Source organism: Paenirhodobacter sp., from assembly GCF_047600745.1.
Lineage (GTDB): Bacteria > Pseudomonadota > Alphaproteobacteria > Rhodobacterales > Rhodobacteraceae > Rhodobacter.
The window spans coordinates 722,181-737,869 of sequence record NZ_JASGKI010000001.1; the positions used below are offsets into that span (position 1 = coordinate 722,181).

Sequence of the window (15,689 nt, forward strand, 5' to 3'; positions counted from 1 at the left end):
AGCGCCAGCCGGAAAGACAAGGCCACCGTGGCGCGCCAAATGCGCCTTTGGTCGCTTTGAGCGCTTTCGGTGGCGGATTTTCTGCGATAAACGACCCGCGACATTTCCCTTTCGTGTCAGGAGACAGCGATGACTGACCAGCGCGACCCGGGCTTTTTCACCGAAAGCCTTGCCACCCGTGACCCCGAAATCTTCAAGTCGATCGAACTGGAGCTGGGGCGCCAGCGTGACGAGATCGAGCTGATCGCCTCGGAGAACATCGTCTCGAAAGCGGTGATGGAGGCTCAGGGCTCCGTCATGACCAACAAATATGCCGAGGGCTATCCGGGCAAGCGCTACTATGGCGGCTGCCAGTTCGTCGATATCGCCGAGAATCTGGCGATCGACCGGGCGAAGCAGCTGTTCGGCTGCGATTTCGTCAACGTGCAGCCGAATTCCGGCAGCCAGGCGAACCAGGGCGTGTTCAACGCGCTGCTGCAACCGGGCGACACGATCCTTGGCATGAGCCTCGATGCCGGCGGTCACCTGACCCATGGCGCGCGCCCGAACCAGTCGGGCAAGTGGTTCAACGCGGTCCAGTATGGCGTGCGCCAGCAGGACAGCCGTCTGGACTACGATCAGGTCCGCGCGCTGGCGAACGAACACAAGCCGAAGCTGATCGTGGCGGGCGGTTCGGCGATTCCGCGCCAGATCGACTTTGCCGAATTCCGCAAGATCGCGGATGAGGTCGGCGCCTGGCTGATGGTGGACATGGCGCATTTCGCCGGTCTGGTTGCGGGCGGCGAACATCCCTCGCCCTTCCCGCATGCCGATGTGGTCACCACCACCACGCACAAGACCCTGCGCGGCCCGCGCGGCGGCATGATCCTGACCAACAACGAAGAGATCGCGAAGAAGGTCAATTCGGCGATCTTCCCGGGGATTCAGGGCGGCCCGCTGATGCATGTGATCGCGGGCAAGGCCGTCGCCTTCGGCGAGGCGCTGCGGCCCGAGTTCAAGGTCTATGCGAAGCAGGTCATCGCCAATGCGCAGGCGCTGGCGGATGAGCTGATGAAGGGCGGGCTGGACATCGTAACCGGCGGCACCGACACCCATGTGATGCTGGTCGACCTGCGCCCGAAGGGCGTGAAGGGCAATGCGACGGAAAAGGCCCTCGGCCGCGCGCATATCACCTGCAACAAGAACGGCATTCCGTTCGACCCGGAGAAGCCGACGGTAACCTCGGGCGTCCGCCTGGGCACCCCGGCGGGCACCACGCGCGGTTTCAAGGAAGCGGATTTCCGTGAAATCGGTCGGCTGATCGTCGAAGTGGTGGACGGCCTTGCCGCGAATGGCGAAGAGGGCAATGCCGAAGTCGAAGCCGCGGTGAAGGCCAAGGTCGAGACGCTGCTGAAGCGGTTCCCGATCTACCCGACGCTGTGATCCGGAGGGCCGCGGGAAACCGCGGCCCCTTTCATATCAGCCCGCGCCAGCGCGCGACCAGCAGCGCCAGCGCGCCGACGACCACGATCCCCAGCACCACATTCGCCGCGACGCCCAGCACCAGGCTGCGCGCACGCTCCCCCGCCCCGATCGGCCGCAGGTATTTCACGCAGGCCGCATGCGCCCGACCCACCGCCGCCATGTCGAGCCGCCGCGCCATCTTCGGAGAGGCCGCCATCTGCTCCGCCTCCGCCAGAACCCCGGCCGCGCGGCGCACCCGGCGCGGCAATCGGCGGGCGGCGTCCAGCTGATCGCGCAGGGTCGGCCCCCGGGCACCCAGCCGGTCGGCCAGAAGCTGCGAGACCTGAGCGGTCATCTGATGCACATTCGTCGGTTCCATGCCCGGACCCTAGACCGGGTGCGCCGGGGCCGCAATCTTCTCTGGCACCCGCTGGGGCGGCGCGGTAATCTTGGGTCATGCTGCATTCGATTGTTCACGGCGAAGACACCGCCCTGCCCCCGCTCCTGATCGTCCCCGGCCTGTTCGGATCCGCCCGGAACTGGGGGGTGGTCGCGCGTCACCTCTCGGCCCGGCGCAAGGTGATCGCGCTGGACATGCGCAACCATGGCGACAGCTTCCGATCGGACGACCATTCCTATCCGGCGATGGCGGGCGATCTGGCCGAGGTGATCGCGGCACAGGGGCGGGCCTGCGACGTGCTGGGCCATTCGATGGGCGGCAAGGCGTCGATGATGCTCGCGCTGACCCGGCCCGGGCTGGTGAACCGGCTGGTGGTGGCCGACATCGCGCCGGTCAGCTATGGCCATGCCGCCTATCACAAGGGCCTGATCCACGACATGAAGGCGCTGCGGATCGACGATCTGACCTCGCGCAGCGAAGCCGACCGGCGGCTGGCGGAGACGGTGAAGGATCCGGCGACCCGGGCCTTTCTGTTGCAGTCGCTGGAACTGCGCGACGGGCCGGTGCGCTGGAAGCTGAACCTCGACGCGCTGGAGAAGAACCTGCCGCTGATCCTGTCCTGGCCCGCGCTGCCCGAGGGCACGGCGTTTCCCGGGCCGGTGCTGTTTCTGTATGGGACGAAATCGACCTACGTCACGGCGGAGGGACGCGCCGCCATCGCGCCGCTGTTTCCCCGGGCGCAATATCAGGGCGTGGATGCCGGGCACTGGCTGCATGCCGAGCGCCCGCGCGAGGTCGAGACTGCGGTCGAGGATTTCCTCAGCCATTCAACCGTTGGCTGAAAGCTGCTTCGCCACCAGCCAAGAGGCGGGCAGCGCCAGCACGAACCCCGCCACCGCGGCCACGATCATCGCGCGCGCATCGACGCGGTTCATCGTCAGCGCCGCGGTGATGAAAACCCCGGCCAGGGTCGGGCCGATCAAGGCGTAAAGCAGGGTGAACAGGCGCAGCATGGCAAACTCCGTGGCTTTGGCTGCACCCGTTCATATATCATATTCGGAATTTGTTTTTGATCCGGATCAAGCCGGACTGCATTTCAGTTGAAAGCGCGCCTCCCCGCTATCCCCGGGCAGGGACGGCGATTTCCATGGCCCCGCGGAGGGCCCCGTCACCTTGCACCCGGTCACCTGCTCCGCCGCCCGGATCATCAGCGCAGGCACCGGGTCGCGCTGACTGGGCGTCAGATAGCCAAACCGGATCACTTCCGCCTGATCCTCCTTGTGAAAGACGACGAAGCGGTAGCCATCCAGCGTAACGTCATGGCGCACGGCATCCCGGAACTGCGGCGCAGGCGAAGCACCACATCCGGCCAGAAGAAGTAGAAACAGAATGATCGGCATGGCACCTCCTGCCCCGATCCTGCCGGATATATGGTTAAAAATCCGTATCTCCCGCCCCGCACCAGCAGGCGAAAAGATCCCGAAATCATGGCTGGCGATCAGGGACGATCGAGCCAGTCGTGATCCTTCGGCCCGGAAGGTCGCGTGGATCTGCCGGAACACCGGAGCTTCCATCTCATCTGGCGCAGATATTCCGACCACGCATTGCCGGACCAAAAAGGCGGCTATCAGCGTAGTGCCGCACGGCGAAGCGGAAGGCGTCCAGTCCCGGCGCCAGCATCCGCGAGATTATCCCCGTGGACGGAGAGATCTGTCAGAGGTGGAGAGGATGCGCCATCCGGCATCCTGTCACCACCTGACCGGCCCCATCCGGCTCAGCCGGGTCATGTTGCGCGAGGTGTAACGGCCGATCTCCGTCATCCCGGCCTTCAGCACCTTGTCCGGCGTCTTGCCCGCCATCATGGCCCAGGCGGAAGCCTCCATCGCCTCGACGGCGGCCTCGGCCTTTTCGACCACCATGCGGGTCATTTCCGACGAGGGCGTTTCCCACAGGCCGACCATCCCGGCCATACGCATGGCGATGACAGTCTGCGCTTCGAAGCCGATGCGGGCGGCCTGAAGGGCGATGGAAATCGGGGTTACGGGGTCGAAAAGCATTGTTTGACGCTCGCTTGTGCTGCTTGCTTCCGGACGGGAATCCGCCCGGCAACCACGCCCCCCGAACCGTGGTTCCTCTGACTATGCCCCGTTTCGCGTCTCCGCGAAAGTATGACCTTACGACAAATTTTACCCGATTACCCGGCTACCGTGGACAAAACCGCCCTGCGGGCTAGTCTATATGGGGGGTATTCGCCCGTCGAATTACAATGAATTGACTTCTTCGGAGAATCCTGAACTTTTCGGTTCACAATCCGGGGCCGTCGCGTCTGGCCGATCACATACAGGACCGTCATGATCAAACGCTTCATCATTGCGATCATCGCGCTCGCCGTCATCGGCGGGGGGATCGTCGGCTTCAACCTGTTCCGCGCGAAGATGATCGCCCAGTTTCTTGCGGCCATGAATTCCGCCGCGTTTCCGGTGACGGTCACCGAAGTCGTCCCCGGCACCTGGGCCCCCGGCATCGAGGCGATCGGCACCGCGAATGCCGCGCAGGGCAGCGACCTGTCCACCGAAGCCTCGGGCATCGTGCGCGAAATCCGGTTTGCGGCGAATGATACCGTCGAACAGGGCCAGCTTCTGGTGCAGATCGACGACCGGCAGGAACGGGCGGACCTTGAGGCCGCGCGGGCTACCGAAGACCTCGCGCAGATCACGCTGCGCCGGGCGCGCAACCTGCAACAGCGCGGCGTGCAGGCGACCAGCACCCTCGACAGCGCGGAGGCGGAAGCGGTTTCCGCCCGCTCGACCGTGGCGAAGCTGGAGGCCGTGCTGTCGATGAAACAGCTCAACGCCCCCTTCGCCGGGACGATCGGCATCCCCCGCGTCGAGGTCGGCCAGTTCGTTTCCGCCGGGACGGTCTATGCGACGCTCCAGGACCGCAGCAAGATGCGCGTCGATTTCAGCCTGTCGGAGCAGCAGGCGGCGCTGGTGAAGGGCGGCATGGCCGTGACCGTCATCGGCGAGGAAGACGGCACGCAGGTCGCGGGCTCCATCATCGGCATCGACCCGAAGATCGACCCGAATTCGCGGCTGGTGAACCTGCGCGCGATCCTGCCCGAGGCGAATGGCCATCTGACGCCCGGCCAGTTCCTGCGCGTGCGCGTCCATCTGCCGGAGGAGAAGGACGTCATCGCCCTGCCGCAGACGGTGGTGGCTTCGTCGCTCTATGGCGATTCGGTCTATGTCGTGCGCGAGGAAACGCCCGAGGGCAGCGATACGGCGCATCTGGTCGCACGGCAGGTCTTCGTGCAGCTCGGGCGGCGGTCGGCCGGGATGATCGAGATCACCTCGGGCCTGAAGGCGGGCGACAAGGTGGTGAATGCCGGGCAGAACCGGCTGAGTTCGGGCGCACCGGTGACGATCACCACCGATGCCGCGGCGACCGCGAACTGAGGGCGCGCCGATGCACTTCACCGAAATCTTCATCCGCCGGCCCGTGCTGTCGATGGTCGTGGGGGCCTTCATGCTCCTGCTCGGCATCGCGGCCTATTTCAACCTGCCCGTGCGGCAATATCCCGAGGTTGACGAAACCGTCGTCACCATCACCACGACCTATCCCGGCGCCTCGCCCGACCTGATCCAGGGCTTCATCACCGCGCCCATCGCGGAGGCCGTGGCGACGACGGAGAACATCGACTACGTTACCTCCTCCTCGACGCCCTCGGTCTCGGTGGTGTCGGTGAACATGAAGCTCGGCTCCGATCCGGATGCCGCGCTGACCGATGTTCTGGCCAAGGTGCAGCAGGTGCGTTCGGACCTGCCCACGGATTCCAAGGATCCGGTGATCGTGAAGGGCACCGGCGATACCTTCGCGCTGATGTATCTGGCCGCGCTGAACCCGAACATGACGAAGGAGCAGCTCACCGAATATATCGAGCGGGTGATCCGGCCGCGGATGTCCACGATCCCCGGCGTGGCCGAGATCGAGGTGATCGGCGCGTCGAAATATTCGATGCGGGTCTGGATCGACCCCGACAAGCTCGCCGCGCGCAAGGTGACGGCGGCGGAGGTTCTGGCGGCGATCAATTCGTCGAACTTCCTGTCCGCGCCAGGCAAGACCAAGAACGAATATTACGCCGCGGCGATCACGCTGAAATCCACGCTGCAAACGCCCGAGGCCTTCGGCAACCTGCCGATCCGCGCCGATGGCGATGCCGTCGTGCGGCTGCGCGACGTGGCGCGGGTGGAACTGGCCTCCGACGAATCGGGCGAAATCGTTACCTTCGAGGGCAAGGCGGGCACCTTCATCGGCATCTTCCCGACGCCCGCGGCGAACCCGCTCGACACCGCCGAGGCGGTGACGAAGGAACTGCCCGCGATCAACGCGGGGCTGCCCGAGGGGATGAGCATCGAACTGGTCTACGATTCGACCGACACGATTTCGGCCTCGATCCGCGAAGTGTTCCACACTATCGCCGAGGCGGTGGTGATCGTGGTGGTGGTGATCCTGCTGTTCCTCGGCTCGTTCCGCTCGGTGCTGATGCCGGTCGTCACCATTCCGCTGTCGCTGATTGGCGTGCTGGCGGTTCTGGTGGTGCTTGGCTATTCGATCAACCTGCTCACGCTGCTTGCCATGGTGCTGGCGATCGGGCTGGTGGTCGATGACGCGATCGTCGTGGTCGAGAACATCCACCGCCATATCGAGGACGGCATGAAACCGATCCCCGCCGCCGTGCAGGGGATGAAGGAAATCACCGGCCCCGTCATCGCGATGACGATCACGCTGGCCGCCGTGCTGGCGCCGCTGGGCTTCACCGGCGGGCTGACGGGGGCGTTGTTCAAGGAATTTGCCTTCACTCTCGCCGGATCGGTGATCCTGTCGGGGGTGATCGCGCTGACCATCACCCCGATGATGTCGGGCCGGATCCTGAAGGCGGGGCATGCCTCGGGCTTCCAGCAATTCGTCGACCGCACCTTCGATAAGCTCGCCGACTGGTATGAGCGGCGGGTGAACGGCTCGCTCGACTACCGGCCGGTGACCATTCTGGTCGTGATCGGGCTGGTCGCGGTAATGGGCTACATGTTCGTTAATACCTCGACCGAACTCGCCCCCGAGGAAGACCAGGGCGCGGTGCTCGCGATGGTCAACGGCCCGCGCTATGCGACCGACACCTATACCGCGAAATACATCGACCAGATTTCGCGGGGCACCGCCGATATCGCGGAGGTCCGCACCGATTTCTCGATCGCGGGCTTCGGCGGGGACGATGCGATGGGCATCCTGATCTGGGCGCTGAAGGACTGGTCCGAACGCGACCGCAGCCAGGCCGAAATCCAGGCCGAGATCCAGACCGTGCTGGACAGCAACACCGGGCTGCAAGGCTTTGCCTTCGCGCCGCCCACCCTGCCGGGCACCGGCGGCGGGCTGCCGATCTCGGTCATCATCCAGTCGATCCACGGCGCCGACCGGGTGGCCGAAGTGGCCGAACAGGTCCGGCTGAAGGCGCAGGCCTCGGGCAAGTTCATCATCGTGCAGAACTCGCTCAACTTCGACGCGCCGGAGGTTCTGGTGACGATCGACCGCGACCGGGCGGCGACGCTGAACGTCTCGGTCGCCGATATCGGCATGACGCTCGGCCTGCTGGTCGGCGGCGGCTCCGTCGCGCAGTTCGACCGCGATTCGAACAGCTATGACATCATCACCCAGGTGCCGCAGGAATGGCGCGCCAACCCCGAGCAACTGGGCAGCTATTTCGTCCAGGCCTCGACCGGCGAGATGGTGCCGCTGTCCTCGGTGGTGAAGATCGAGAATGGCGTGATGGCCGCGCAGATCCAGCAGTTCAACCAGCTCAACTCGGCCTCGATCACCGCGCTGCCGATCCCCGGCACCTCCACCGGCGAGGGTCTGGCCGAAATCGTCAGCGCGGCGCAGCAGTTGATGCCCGAAGGGTTCTTCATCGACTACTCCGGTCAGTCGCGGCTGGAGGTGAAGCAGGGCAACACCATCGCCATCGCCTTCGGCGCGGCGGTTCTGGTGATCTACCTCGTGCTGGCCGCGCAATTCGAGAGCTTCCGCGACCCGTTCATCATCCTGATGTCGGTGCCGCTGACGATCTTCGGCGCGATCCTGCCGCTGAACCTCGGGCTCGGCACGCTGAACATCTACTCTCAGGTCGGGCTGATCACGCTGGTCGGGCTGATCACCAAACACGGCATCCTGATGGTCGAATTCGCCAATCAGCAGCGTGAGGAACACGGCCACACCCGGCGCGAGGCGATCGTTCTGGCGGCGCGGACCCGGCTGCGGCCGATCCTGATGACCACGGCGGCGATGGCGCTGGCGGTGGTGCCGCTGGTGCGGGCCGAAGGCGCGGGCGCCGCCGCGCGCGAGGCGATGGGGATCGTGATGTTCTCCGGCCTGCTGATCGGAACGATGTTCACGCTTTTCGTCGTGCCGATGTTCTACAGCTTCATCGCGCCATCGGACAAAGCGATGCGCGCGGCGGCGGAACGGCGGATCGCGGCGGGCTGAGGGCGGGCGGGGATCTCCCCGCCCTTTCTCTTTCGGCCCTTGCATCCGGCGCCGCGCGCGGGCTTGATGCGGCCCGACACAGGAGGCCCCGTGCTGCTCTACCGCCTGCTTCTCGCGCTTGCGCTGCCCTTTTTGCTCGTCCGGCTATGGCTGCGGGAGCCGCGCGAGGTGCTGCGCGAACGGCTGGGCGGCGGCGCTGCGGCGCCCGGCGCGCTGTGGATCCATGCGGCCTCGAACGGGGAACTGGCCTCTGCGCATCCGCTGATCGAGGCGCTGCTGGCCCAGCGGCCGGGGCTGCGCCTGCTGCTGACCGTCAACACCGTCACCGCGCGGCAGATGGCGCAGGGCTGGAACGATCCGAGGATCACGGTGCGGGCGGCGCCGCTCGATGCGCGGTGGATCCTGCACCGCTTCCTGGGCCGGCATCGTCCGGTGGGGCTGCTGGTGATCGAAAATGAACTCTGGCCGAACCGCCTTGCGATATGCGCCGCCAGCGGGGTGCCGGTGATGGTGGCGGGGGCGCGGATGTCGGCGCGCTCTGCCGCCCGCTGGCGCAAGACCGGGCTCGGCCCGGCGCTGACCCGTGCGATCACGGCGCTTTCGGCGCAGGATCCGGCGAGCGAAGCGGCGTTTCTGAGCCTCGGCCTGCCGCGCGCGCGCCTGTTGCCGATGCTCAACCTGAAGACCGCCGTGGCCGCCCCCCCCCCCACCGAACGGCTGGACTGGCCACGCGCGCGCACCGTGCTGGCCGCCTCGACCCATGAGGGCGAGGAGGCAATCGTCCTTGATGCCTTCGCCCGCGCGCGGGCCGAGGAGCCCAGCCTGCGGCTGATCCTCGCCCCACGCCACCCGCGCCGCGCCGCAGAGATCGCCCGCCTGATCGCCGCCCGTGGCCTTGGCTTCACCCTGCGCTCGGGCGGCGAAGCCCCGACGGCGCCGGTCCTGCTGGCCGATACGATGGGCGAGATGGCGAACTGGTATACCGCCGCCGGTGTCTGTTTCATCGGCGGATCGCTGGTGCCGAAGGGCGGGCACACGCCCTTTGAACCCGCCGCCCATGGCTGCGCCATCGTACATGGCCCGTCGTGCAGCAATCACGCCGAAGCCTTCGCCGCGCTCGATGCCGCCGGGGCCGCGATCCCGGTCACCGATGCCGCAACGCTGGCGCAGGCCTTCCGGATGCCACCCGAAACACAGGCGCGGATCGGCCAGACGGGCACCGAAACGCTCGCCGGATTGCAGAAGTCCGGCGCGGTTTCCTCCCTTGCGCGATCAATTATTGAGCAGATTCCGGCCTGATTGGTAATTTTCCGCCAGCTTGATCCCGGGGCCGCCGCTTTCCCGCCGCGGATTATGGAATTCGTCACCTTCGCCCCCTATTTCTGGCCCAACGCAGAAGCGCGACGTTTCGAGTTGCCCGGGGGTGTGCAGGACCAATGAAATTCGACAGGAAATTGCAGCTTCTCCGCGATGCCAGCGGAGTCGAGCCTGTCCAGTTCGCCGCGCTGTGCATGCGGCGCAAGGCCGGGCGGATGCAGGTTCTGATGATCACCTCACGCGATACCGGCCGGTGGGTTCTGCCCAAGGGCTGGGCGAAGGACGGGCATTCCCAGGGCGAAAGCGCGCTGGCGGAGGCATGGGAAGAGGCGGGCGTGGTCGGGCGGCTGACCGGACCGGCGATCGGCACCTATGTTTCGCAGAAGATGCTGGTCGCGAACGAGCCGATGCCCTGCCGGATCGAGGTGCATCCGGTCCATGTCGATAAGCTGCTGGCCAAGTTCCCCGAGAAGGGGCAGCGCCGCCGCCGTTGGATGACGATCAAGCGCGCCGTCAAATCGGTGGCCGAGCCGGAGCTTGCCGCCCTGCTGCGTGGGCTGCGCACCCGGACGGACTTGCATTCGGGACCGGCTTGATTATGTCATGGGGATCCTGTTCCACGGTCCCGCAATGATCCGCTACACCCTCAAATGCGCCCAAGGTCATGATTTCGACGGCTGGTTTGCCTCCGCGGCGGCCTTTGACAAGCTGCATGCGGCTGGAATGGTGACCTGCTCCGTCTGCGGGTCGGCCAAGGTCGAAAAGGCGCTGATGGCGCCCGCCGTCCGGGCTGAGGAGCGCCCCCTGTCGGCCCCCGATCCGCGCGCCGAGGCGCTGGCGGCGCTGCGCCGTGCGGTGGAGGAGAATTCCGATTATGTCGGCATGAACTTCGCCGCCGAGGCCCGCGCGATCCATGACGGTACCGCCCCCGAGCGCGCGATCTATGGCGAGGCCCGGCTTGACGAGGCCCGCGCCCTGATCGAGGACGGCATTCCCGTGGCCCCCCTGCCCTTCGCCGGACCGCGCAAGACCAACTGACGCCTTGCAGTCCTCCACCCCTTCCGCTAGCAGGATCGACGACTGCCGGGCAAGGGGTCCGCAGGCGTTCAGGGGGAGTATCATGCCGATCCTCGTCATGAAATTCGGCGGCACCTCGGTGGCTGACCTCGACCGCATCGCGAATGCGGCGGCGAAGGTCCAGCGCGAGGTCGAGCGCGGCTATCATGTCATCGTCATCGTCTCGGCCATGTCGGGCAAGACCAACGAACTCGTCGGCTGGGTCGAAAAGACCTCGGCGCTTTATGACGCCCGCGAATATGACGCGGTTGTCGCCTCGGGCGAGAATGTCACCGCCGGGCTGATGGCGCTGCGGCTTCAGGAAATGGGCATCCCGGCGCGCAGCTGGCAGGGCTGGCAGGTGCCGATCAACACCACCTCCGCCCATGGCGCGGCCCGATTCGTGGACATTCCGCGCGCCAATATCGACCAGAAATTCCACGAAGGCATGAAGGTCGCCGTGGTCGCGGGCTTCCAGGGGCTGTCGCCCGAGGGCCGGATCACCACGCTCGGGCGGGGCGGATCGGACACCACCGCCGTCGCCTTCGCCGCCGCCTTCGGTGCGGAGCGCTGCGACATCTATACCGATGTGGATGGCGTCTATACCACCGATCCGCGCGTCTCGAACAAGGCGAAGAAGCTCGACAAGATCGCCTTCGAGGAAATGCTCGAACTGGCATCGCTCGGCGCGAAGGTGCTGCAAACGCGCTCGGTCGAGCTGGCGATGCGCTACAATGTGCGCCTGCGGGTGCTGTCCTCCTTCGAGGATACCGACGAGAATTCTGGAACCCTTGTCTGCGGTGAGGATGAAATCATGGAATCGAAAGCCGTCTCCGGTATCGCCTTTTCCCGTGACGAGGCGAAGATCACGCTGTTCACCATCGAGGACCGTCCGGGCGTCGCCTCGGCGATCTTCGGGCCGCTGTCCGATGCGGGCGTGAACGTGGACATGATCGTGCAGAACATCTCGGAAAAGGATTACGACGAAGCCCATCCCGGCGCCGTCACCGACATGACCTTCTCCTGCCCGATCAACCAGGTCGCCCGCGCGCAAAAGGCGCTCGAAGACGCGAAGACCGCGGGCAAGATCAAATATGACGAACTGATCATCGACACCGATGTCGCCAAGGTTTCGGTCGTCGGCATCGGCATGCGCAGCCATGCCGGCGTTGCCGCGAAAATGTTCGATTCGCTCGCTGCCGATGGAATCAACATCAAGGTCATCACCACGTCGGAGATCAAGATTTCGGTGCTGATCGACCGGAAATATATGGAACTGGCAGTTCAGGCGCTTCATGATGCGTTTGAACTGGACAAGGTGGCCTGAGCGCGCAACCGCCCGGGGCCTTGCGGAATGCGGGTCTTTTCAAAGGGGGCACGGAACGGAATGCCCGATCGTAGCAAAGGCGACAGTCGCACCCTGCTGCGTCGCCTGCGCGACACGCTGGCGACGCCGGGGGGCGGACAGGACCGGCTCGACCGGATCACCAGCCTCATCGCCGATTCGATGGGCACGGAGGTCTGTTCGATCTACCTGTTCCGCGATCCGGAGACGCTTGAGCTTTGTGCGACCGAAGGGCTGAATGCCGCGGCGGTGCATCACACCCGGATGCGTCTGGGCGAAGGGCTGGTCGGGCGCGTCGCGCGCACCGGGGTGCCGGTGAACACCGGCGATGCGCCCTCCGAACCCGGGTTCCGCTACATGCCCGAAACGGGAGAAGAGATCTTCTCCAGCTTCCTCGGCGTGCCGATCCAGCGCGTGGGCGAGAAGCTGGGCGTTCTGGTGGTGCAGTCGAAACAGGGGCGGCAGTTCCTCGACGATGAGGTCTATGGCCTTGAGGTCGTGGCGATGGTGCTGGCCGAGATGACGGAGCTTGGCGCCTTCACCGCGGACCACGGTATCGGCGCGACGCATCGCTTCCCGGTGATGTTCCGCGGCGCCACGGGGCAGGAGGGCGCGGCGGAAGGCCGGGTCTGGCTGCACGAGCCGCGTGTGGTGGTGACCAATCCGGTCGGCGACGATCCGGATGCCGAAAAGCACCGGCTGGAAGAGGCCGTCGCCGCACTGCGCGAGCAGATCGACGGACTCCTGACCAATTCCGCCTCGATGGACAAGGAGCAGCGGCAGGTTCTTGAGGCCTACAAGATGCTGTCCCGGTCGCGTGGCTGGGTGGCACGGATGGTCGAGGACATCGGGCTGGGCCTCTCCGCCGAAGCGGCGGTCGAGAAGGAGCAATCCACCGCCCGCGCCCGGCTGGAGCAATCGCCCGACCCCTATCTGCGCGAGCGGCTGAACGACCTGGCCGATCTGTCGAACCGGCTGCTGCGGCTGCTGACCGGACAGGGCACGGATACCGGCGCGGAACTGCCGGAGAACCCGGTGCTGGTCGCGCGCAACATCGGCCCGGCGGAACTCTTGGACTATGGCCGGCGGCTGAAGGGCGTGGTGCTGGAGGAAGGCTCCGTCGGCAGCCATGCGGCGATCGTCGCGCGGGCGCTGGCGATTCCGCTGGTGATCCATGCCGAGCGGATCACGACCGAGGCGCTGAACGGCGATCCGATCCTGGTCGATGGCGATCAGGGCGTGGTGCATCTGCGCCCGGAGGAAACTGTCGCCGCCGCCTTCCGCGACAAGATCGCGATGGCCGCCGAGGCGCAGAAACGCTACGCCGACCTGCGCGACCTGCCCGCCTGCGACCAGTCTGGCCAGACCGTCACGCTGATGATGAATGCCGGGCTGATGGCGGATCTGCCCTCGCTGAAGGGATCGGGCGCCGATGGCGTGGGCCTGTTCCGCACCGAATTGCAGTTCCTGACGCGCGCGCGCGTGCCGCGGCGGGGGGAACTCGCCGCGCTTTACAAGCGGGTCATGGATGCGGCGGATGGCAAGCGGGTGCAGTTCCGCACGCTTGACATCGGCTCCGACAAGGTTCTGCCCTATATGAAGCCGCAGGACGAACCCAACCCGGCGATGGGCTGGCGCGCGATCCGGGTGGGGCTGGACAAGCCGGGCGTGCTGCGGATGCAGTTGCAGGCGCTGATCCGCGCGGCCGAGGGGCGGCCGCTGTCGGTGATGTTCCCCTTCGTCGCCTCTCCGGATGAGTTCCACGCCGCCCGCAGCGCCCTGCTGCACGAACGCGACCGCGAGGCATCGCTGGGCCGCGTCGTGCCGTCCGAACTGAAGATCGGCGCGATGCTGGAAACGCCCTCGCTCGCCTTCGCGCAGGACAGTTTCTATACCGCCTGCGATTTCATCTCGATCGGCGGGAACGACCTGAAACAGTTCTTTTTCGCCGCCGACCGCGAGAACGAGCGCGTGCGCAAGCGCTACGATACGCTCGACAGCGCTTTCCTGACCTTCATCGAACGGATCATCGTGCGCTGCCGGCACACCGACACCGCGCTGAGCTTCTGTGGCGAGGATGCCGGGCGCCCGGTCGAGGCGCTGGCCTTCGCGGCGCTCGGGATCCGCACGCTGTCGATGCGCCCGGCCTCGATCGGGCCGGTGAAACATCTGATCCGGCGCGCGAACCTGAACGACCTGCATCAGGTAATCCACGACGCCCGCAACAAGGGCGCGCAGAACGTGCGCCCGGCGGTGACGGATTACCTGTCGCGGCTCTAGCGGATCCGGGCGACCAGTTCCTCGCGCAGCAGGCCCTCGTCCTGCCCCGATTCGCGCGCGAGGCTCTTCAACCCGAAATGCACCCGGGCGATTTCCTGATAATAGCTGGTGAAGGCATAATTCACCGCCGCCCCCGCCACCGCGCCCAGAACCGGCGCCGTCTGCGCCGCGAGCTTCTGCCCCAGCACACCGGCAAGTTTCGGCGCCACCTTGGTGATCAGCCCGTTCAGCCCCGCCCCGGTGATCGTCATCCGCGCGGTAAAGAACCCCAGATCCGTGCCGTCATCACGTGCCAGCGGCCCCGCCACGGCAAAGACCCGCAGGCATTCCATCCGGATCTCCTCGTCCTCCGGATCGAAGCCATGTTCGGCGGCGATGCCCTGAATCGCGCGCAACAGCATCGTGACGGTAAACGGCAGTTCCGCCAGCGACCCGGCGATGCCGCCAAAGCCGCCCGCCGCACCCATTGCCGTGGTCAGCGCCCGGTTCACCCAATCGGGCCGGTCGCCGATCACATGGCGCGACCGCGTGGCCGCCCCCGTCGCCGTCAGCAGCGCCTTTTCCGTCGCCCCTTCGAGCCCGGAACGCACCGGCGCGGGCAGCCGCGCCAGCAGCGTCTCGGCCGAACCGCCGACAAAGCTCAGCACCTGCATCACCGGCCCCGCCGCGCCGCGATAGCGTTTCGCCAGCAGGTCGAGCTGGGCGATGACGGTGGTATCCTTGACGGGCAGCAGGACTTCTTGCATGGCGCTCTCCGGTGTCACCCCCTGAATATGGGGGCTTCCGTCGGATTTCGCCAGTCAGCCGGTGAATTTCTCGACCGGACCACGCACGCCTTCCCAGGCGCCGGGTATCAGGTCCAGCGCCAGCACCCGGTCCGGGTTGGTGGGCGGCGGCATCGTCACCCCGTCGATTTTCCAGAAACCGAACCGCTGATAATAGGGCTGATCGCCGACCAGAAGCACCCGCTCCCACCCCAGCCGCCGCGCCTCGGCGAGGCTTTCCCACATCAGAAGACCGCCCAGCCCTTCGCCCTGCCGCGTCGGATGCACCGCCACCGGGCCAAGCAGCAGCACGCGCCGCCCGCCGACCTGCACCGGCCAATAGCGGATCACCGCCGCCAGAACGCCATCCTCGCGCAGCGTCAGGCACAGCGGATGCACCTTCTCCACCCCGTCGCGCAGCCGGTAGGAAGACAGCGCCGTCCGCCCCGGCGCAAAGCAAAGGTCGTACAGCGCCTCCACCTCCCACCAGTCGGCATCGCTCTCTTCTTCCAGCTGATACATCCGGCGCCCTCGAATCCCTCGCGCATCG

The 15,689-nt window shown here is 66.3% G+C and carries 15 protein-coding genes; 9 read left to right on the forward strand and 6 right to left on the reverse strand.

The genetic code is table 11. From position 1 onward, the window contains the following. Nucleotides 1-129 precede the first annotated feature (129 nt). On the forward strand, nucleotides 130-1,422 hold the full coding sequence (gene glyA / locus QM789_RS03865) for a serine hydroxymethyltransferase (RefSeq protein WP_420350636.1): 1,293 nt from the start codon (nucleotides 130-132) through the stop codon (nucleotides 1,420-1,422). A gap of 31 nt (nucleotides 1,423-1,453) precedes the next feature. On the opposite strand, the gene QM789_RS03870 is transcribed toward glyA, so the two are convergent. Further along, a complete protein-coding gene (locus QM789_RS03870) occupies nucleotides 1,454-1,822 on the reverse strand; it encodes a hypothetical protein (RefSeq protein ID WP_420350637.1) in 369 nt (122 codons plus the stop codon). 77 nt (nucleotides 1,823-1,899) lie between these two features. On the opposite strand from QM789_RS03870, the gene QM789_RS03875 reads away from it, so the two are divergent. Next, on the forward strand, nucleotides 1,900-2,685 hold the full coding sequence (locus QM789_RS03875; RefSeq protein ID WP_420350638.1) for an alpha/beta fold hydrolase: 786 nt from the start codon (nucleotides 1,900-1,902) through the stop codon (nucleotides 2,683-2,685). Here the strand turns inward: QM789_RS03875 and QM789_RS03880 are convergent. From QM789_RS03880 to QM789_RS03890, 3 genes are all read right to left on the reverse strand, one after another. Continuing rightward, nucleotides 2,671-2,856 (reverse strand): hypothetical protein, encoded by a 186-nt coding sequence (locus QM789_RS03880; protein ID WP_420350639.1) that lies wholly within the window; start codon nucleotides 2,854-2,856, stop codon nucleotides 2,671-2,673. The genes QM789_RS03875 and QM789_RS03880 overlap by 15 nt on opposite strands. A gap of 66 nt (nucleotides 2,857-2,922) precedes the next feature. Further along, nucleotides 2,923-3,243 carry a hypothetical protein gene (locus QM789_RS03885; protein ID WP_420350640.1) on the reverse strand — a complete coding sequence of 107 codons (321 nt, stop codon included), beginning with the start codon at nucleotides 3,241-3,243 and terminating at the stop codon, nucleotides 2,923-2,925. A 348-nt stretch (nucleotides 3,244-3,591) separates the two neighbouring features. Further along, nucleotides 3,592-3,900, reverse strand: coding sequence for an antibiotic ABC transporter (locus QM789_RS03890; RefSeq protein WP_420350641.1), 309 nt, complete (start codon nucleotides 3,898-3,900; stop codon nucleotides 3,592-3,594). Between the two features lie 294 nt (nucleotides 3,901-4,194). Here QM789_RS03890 and QM789_RS03895 point away from each other — a divergent pair, with 294 nt between their 5' ends. From QM789_RS03895 to ptsP, 7 genes are all read left to right on the forward strand, one after another. Beyond that, on the forward strand, nucleotides 4,195-5,298 hold the full coding sequence (locus QM789_RS03895; protein WP_420350642.1) for an efflux RND transporter periplasmic adaptor subunit: 1,104 nt from the start codon (nucleotides 4,195-4,197) through the stop codon (nucleotides 5,296-5,298). Nucleotides 5,299-5,308: 10 nt separating this feature from the next. After that, nucleotides 5,309-8,377, forward strand: coding sequence for an efflux RND transporter permease subunit (locus tag QM789_RS03900; protein ID WP_420350643.1), 3,069 nt, complete (start codon nucleotides 5,309-5,311; stop codon nucleotides 8,375-8,377). Between the two features lie 90 nt (nucleotides 8,378-8,467). Next, nucleotides 8,468-9,676: a 3-deoxy-D-manno-octulosonic acid transferase gene (locus QM789_RS03905; protein ID WP_420350644.1), complete on the forward strand. Its 1,209-nt coding sequence runs from the start codon at nucleotides 8,468-8,470 to the stop codon at nucleotides 9,674-9,676. Between the two features lie 137 nt (nucleotides 9,677-9,813). Further along, nucleotides 9,814-10,290: an NUDIX hydrolase gene (locus tag QM789_RS03910; protein WP_420350645.1), complete on the forward strand. Its 477-nt coding sequence runs from the start codon at nucleotides 9,814-9,816 to the stop codon at nucleotides 10,288-10,290. A gap of 34 nt (nucleotides 10,291-10,324) precedes the next feature. Further along, nucleotides 10,325-10,732 carry a DUF1178 family protein gene (locus tag QM789_RS03915; protein ID WP_420350646.1) on the forward strand — a complete coding sequence of 136 codons (408 nt, stop codon included), beginning with the start codon at nucleotides 10,325-10,327 and terminating at the stop codon, nucleotides 10,730-10,732. An 82-nt stretch (nucleotides 10,733-10,814) separates the two neighbouring features. After that, a complete protein-coding gene (locus QM789_RS03920; RefSeq protein ID WP_420350647.1) occupies nucleotides 10,815-12,077 on the forward strand; it encodes an aspartate kinase in 1,263 nt (420 codons plus the stop codon). Between the two features lie 60 nt (nucleotides 12,078-12,137). Next, entirely contained in the window at nucleotides 12,138-14,375 is a 2,238-nt protein-coding gene (ptsP, locus tag QM789_RS03925; RefSeq protein WP_420350648.1) for a phosphoenolpyruvate--protein phosphotransferase, read from the forward strand. On the opposite strand, the gene QM789_RS03930 is transcribed toward ptsP, so the two are convergent. Beyond that, a complete protein-coding gene (locus tag QM789_RS03930) occupies nucleotides 14,372-15,121 on the reverse strand; it encodes an EcsC family protein (RefSeq protein WP_420350649.1) in 750 nt (249 codons plus the stop codon). The genes ptsP and QM789_RS03930 overlap by 4 nt on opposite strands. A 54-nt stretch (nucleotides 15,122-15,175) precedes the next feature. After that, on the reverse strand, nucleotides 15,176-15,661 hold the full coding sequence (locus QM789_RS03935) for a GNAT family N-acetyltransferase (RefSeq protein WP_420350650.1): 486 nt from the start codon (nucleotides 15,659-15,661) through the stop codon (nucleotides 15,176-15,178). Between the last annotated feature and the right edge of the window lie 28 nt (nucleotides 15,662-15,689).

Coding starts and splice junctions, on each gene's coding strand:
- glyA (WP_420350636.1), top strand. CDS start 130: ATGACTGACCAGCGCGACCCGGGCTTTTTCACCGAAAGCCTTGCCACC.
- QM789_RS03870 (WP_420350637.1), bottom strand. CDS start 1,822: ATGGAACCGACGAATGTGCATCAGATGACCGCTCAGGTCTCGCAGCTT.
- QM789_RS03875 (WP_420350638.1), top strand. CDS start 1,900: ATGCTGCATTCGATTGTTCACGGCGAAGACACCGCCCTGCCCCCGCTC.
- QM789_RS03880 (WP_420350639.1), bottom strand. CDS start 2,856: ATGCTGCGCCTGTTCACCCTGCTTTACGCCTTGATCGGCCCGACCCTG.
- QM789_RS03885 (WP_420350640.1), bottom strand. CDS start 3,243: ATGCCGATCATTCTGTTTCTACTTCTTCTGGCCGGATGTGGTGCTTCG.
- QM789_RS03890 (WP_420350641.1), bottom strand. CDS start 3,900: ATGCTTTTCGACCCCGTAACCCCGATTTCCATCGCCCTTCAGGCCGCC.
- QM789_RS03895 (WP_420350642.1), top strand. CDS start 4,195: ATGATCAAACGCTTCATCATTGCGATCATCGCGCTCGCCGTCATCGGC.
- QM789_RS03900 (WP_420350643.1), top strand. CDS start 5,309: ATGCACTTCACCGAAATCTTCATCCGCCGGCCCGTGCTGTCGATGGTC.
- QM789_RS03910 (WP_420350645.1), top strand. CDS start 9,814: ATGAAATTCGACAGGAAATTGCAGCTTCTCCGCGATGCCAGCGGAGTC.
- QM789_RS03915 (WP_420350646.1), top strand. CDS start 10,325: ATGATCCGCTACACCCTCAAATGCGCCCAAGGTCATGATTTCGACGGC.
- QM789_RS03920 (WP_420350647.1), top strand. CDS start 10,815: ATGCCGATCCTCGTCATGAAATTCGGCGGCACCTCGGTGGCTGACCTC.
- ptsP (WP_420350648.1), top strand. CDS start 12,138: ATGCCCGATCGTAGCAAAGGCGACAGTCGCACCCTGCTGCGTCGCCTG.
- QM789_RS03930 (WP_420350649.1), bottom strand. CDS start 15,121: ATGCAAGAAGTCCTGCTGCCCGTCAAGGATACCACCGTCATCGCCCAG.
- QM789_RS03935 (WP_420350650.1), bottom strand. CDS start 15,661: ATGTATCAGCTGGAAGAAGAGAGCGATGCCGACTGGTGGGAGGTGGAG.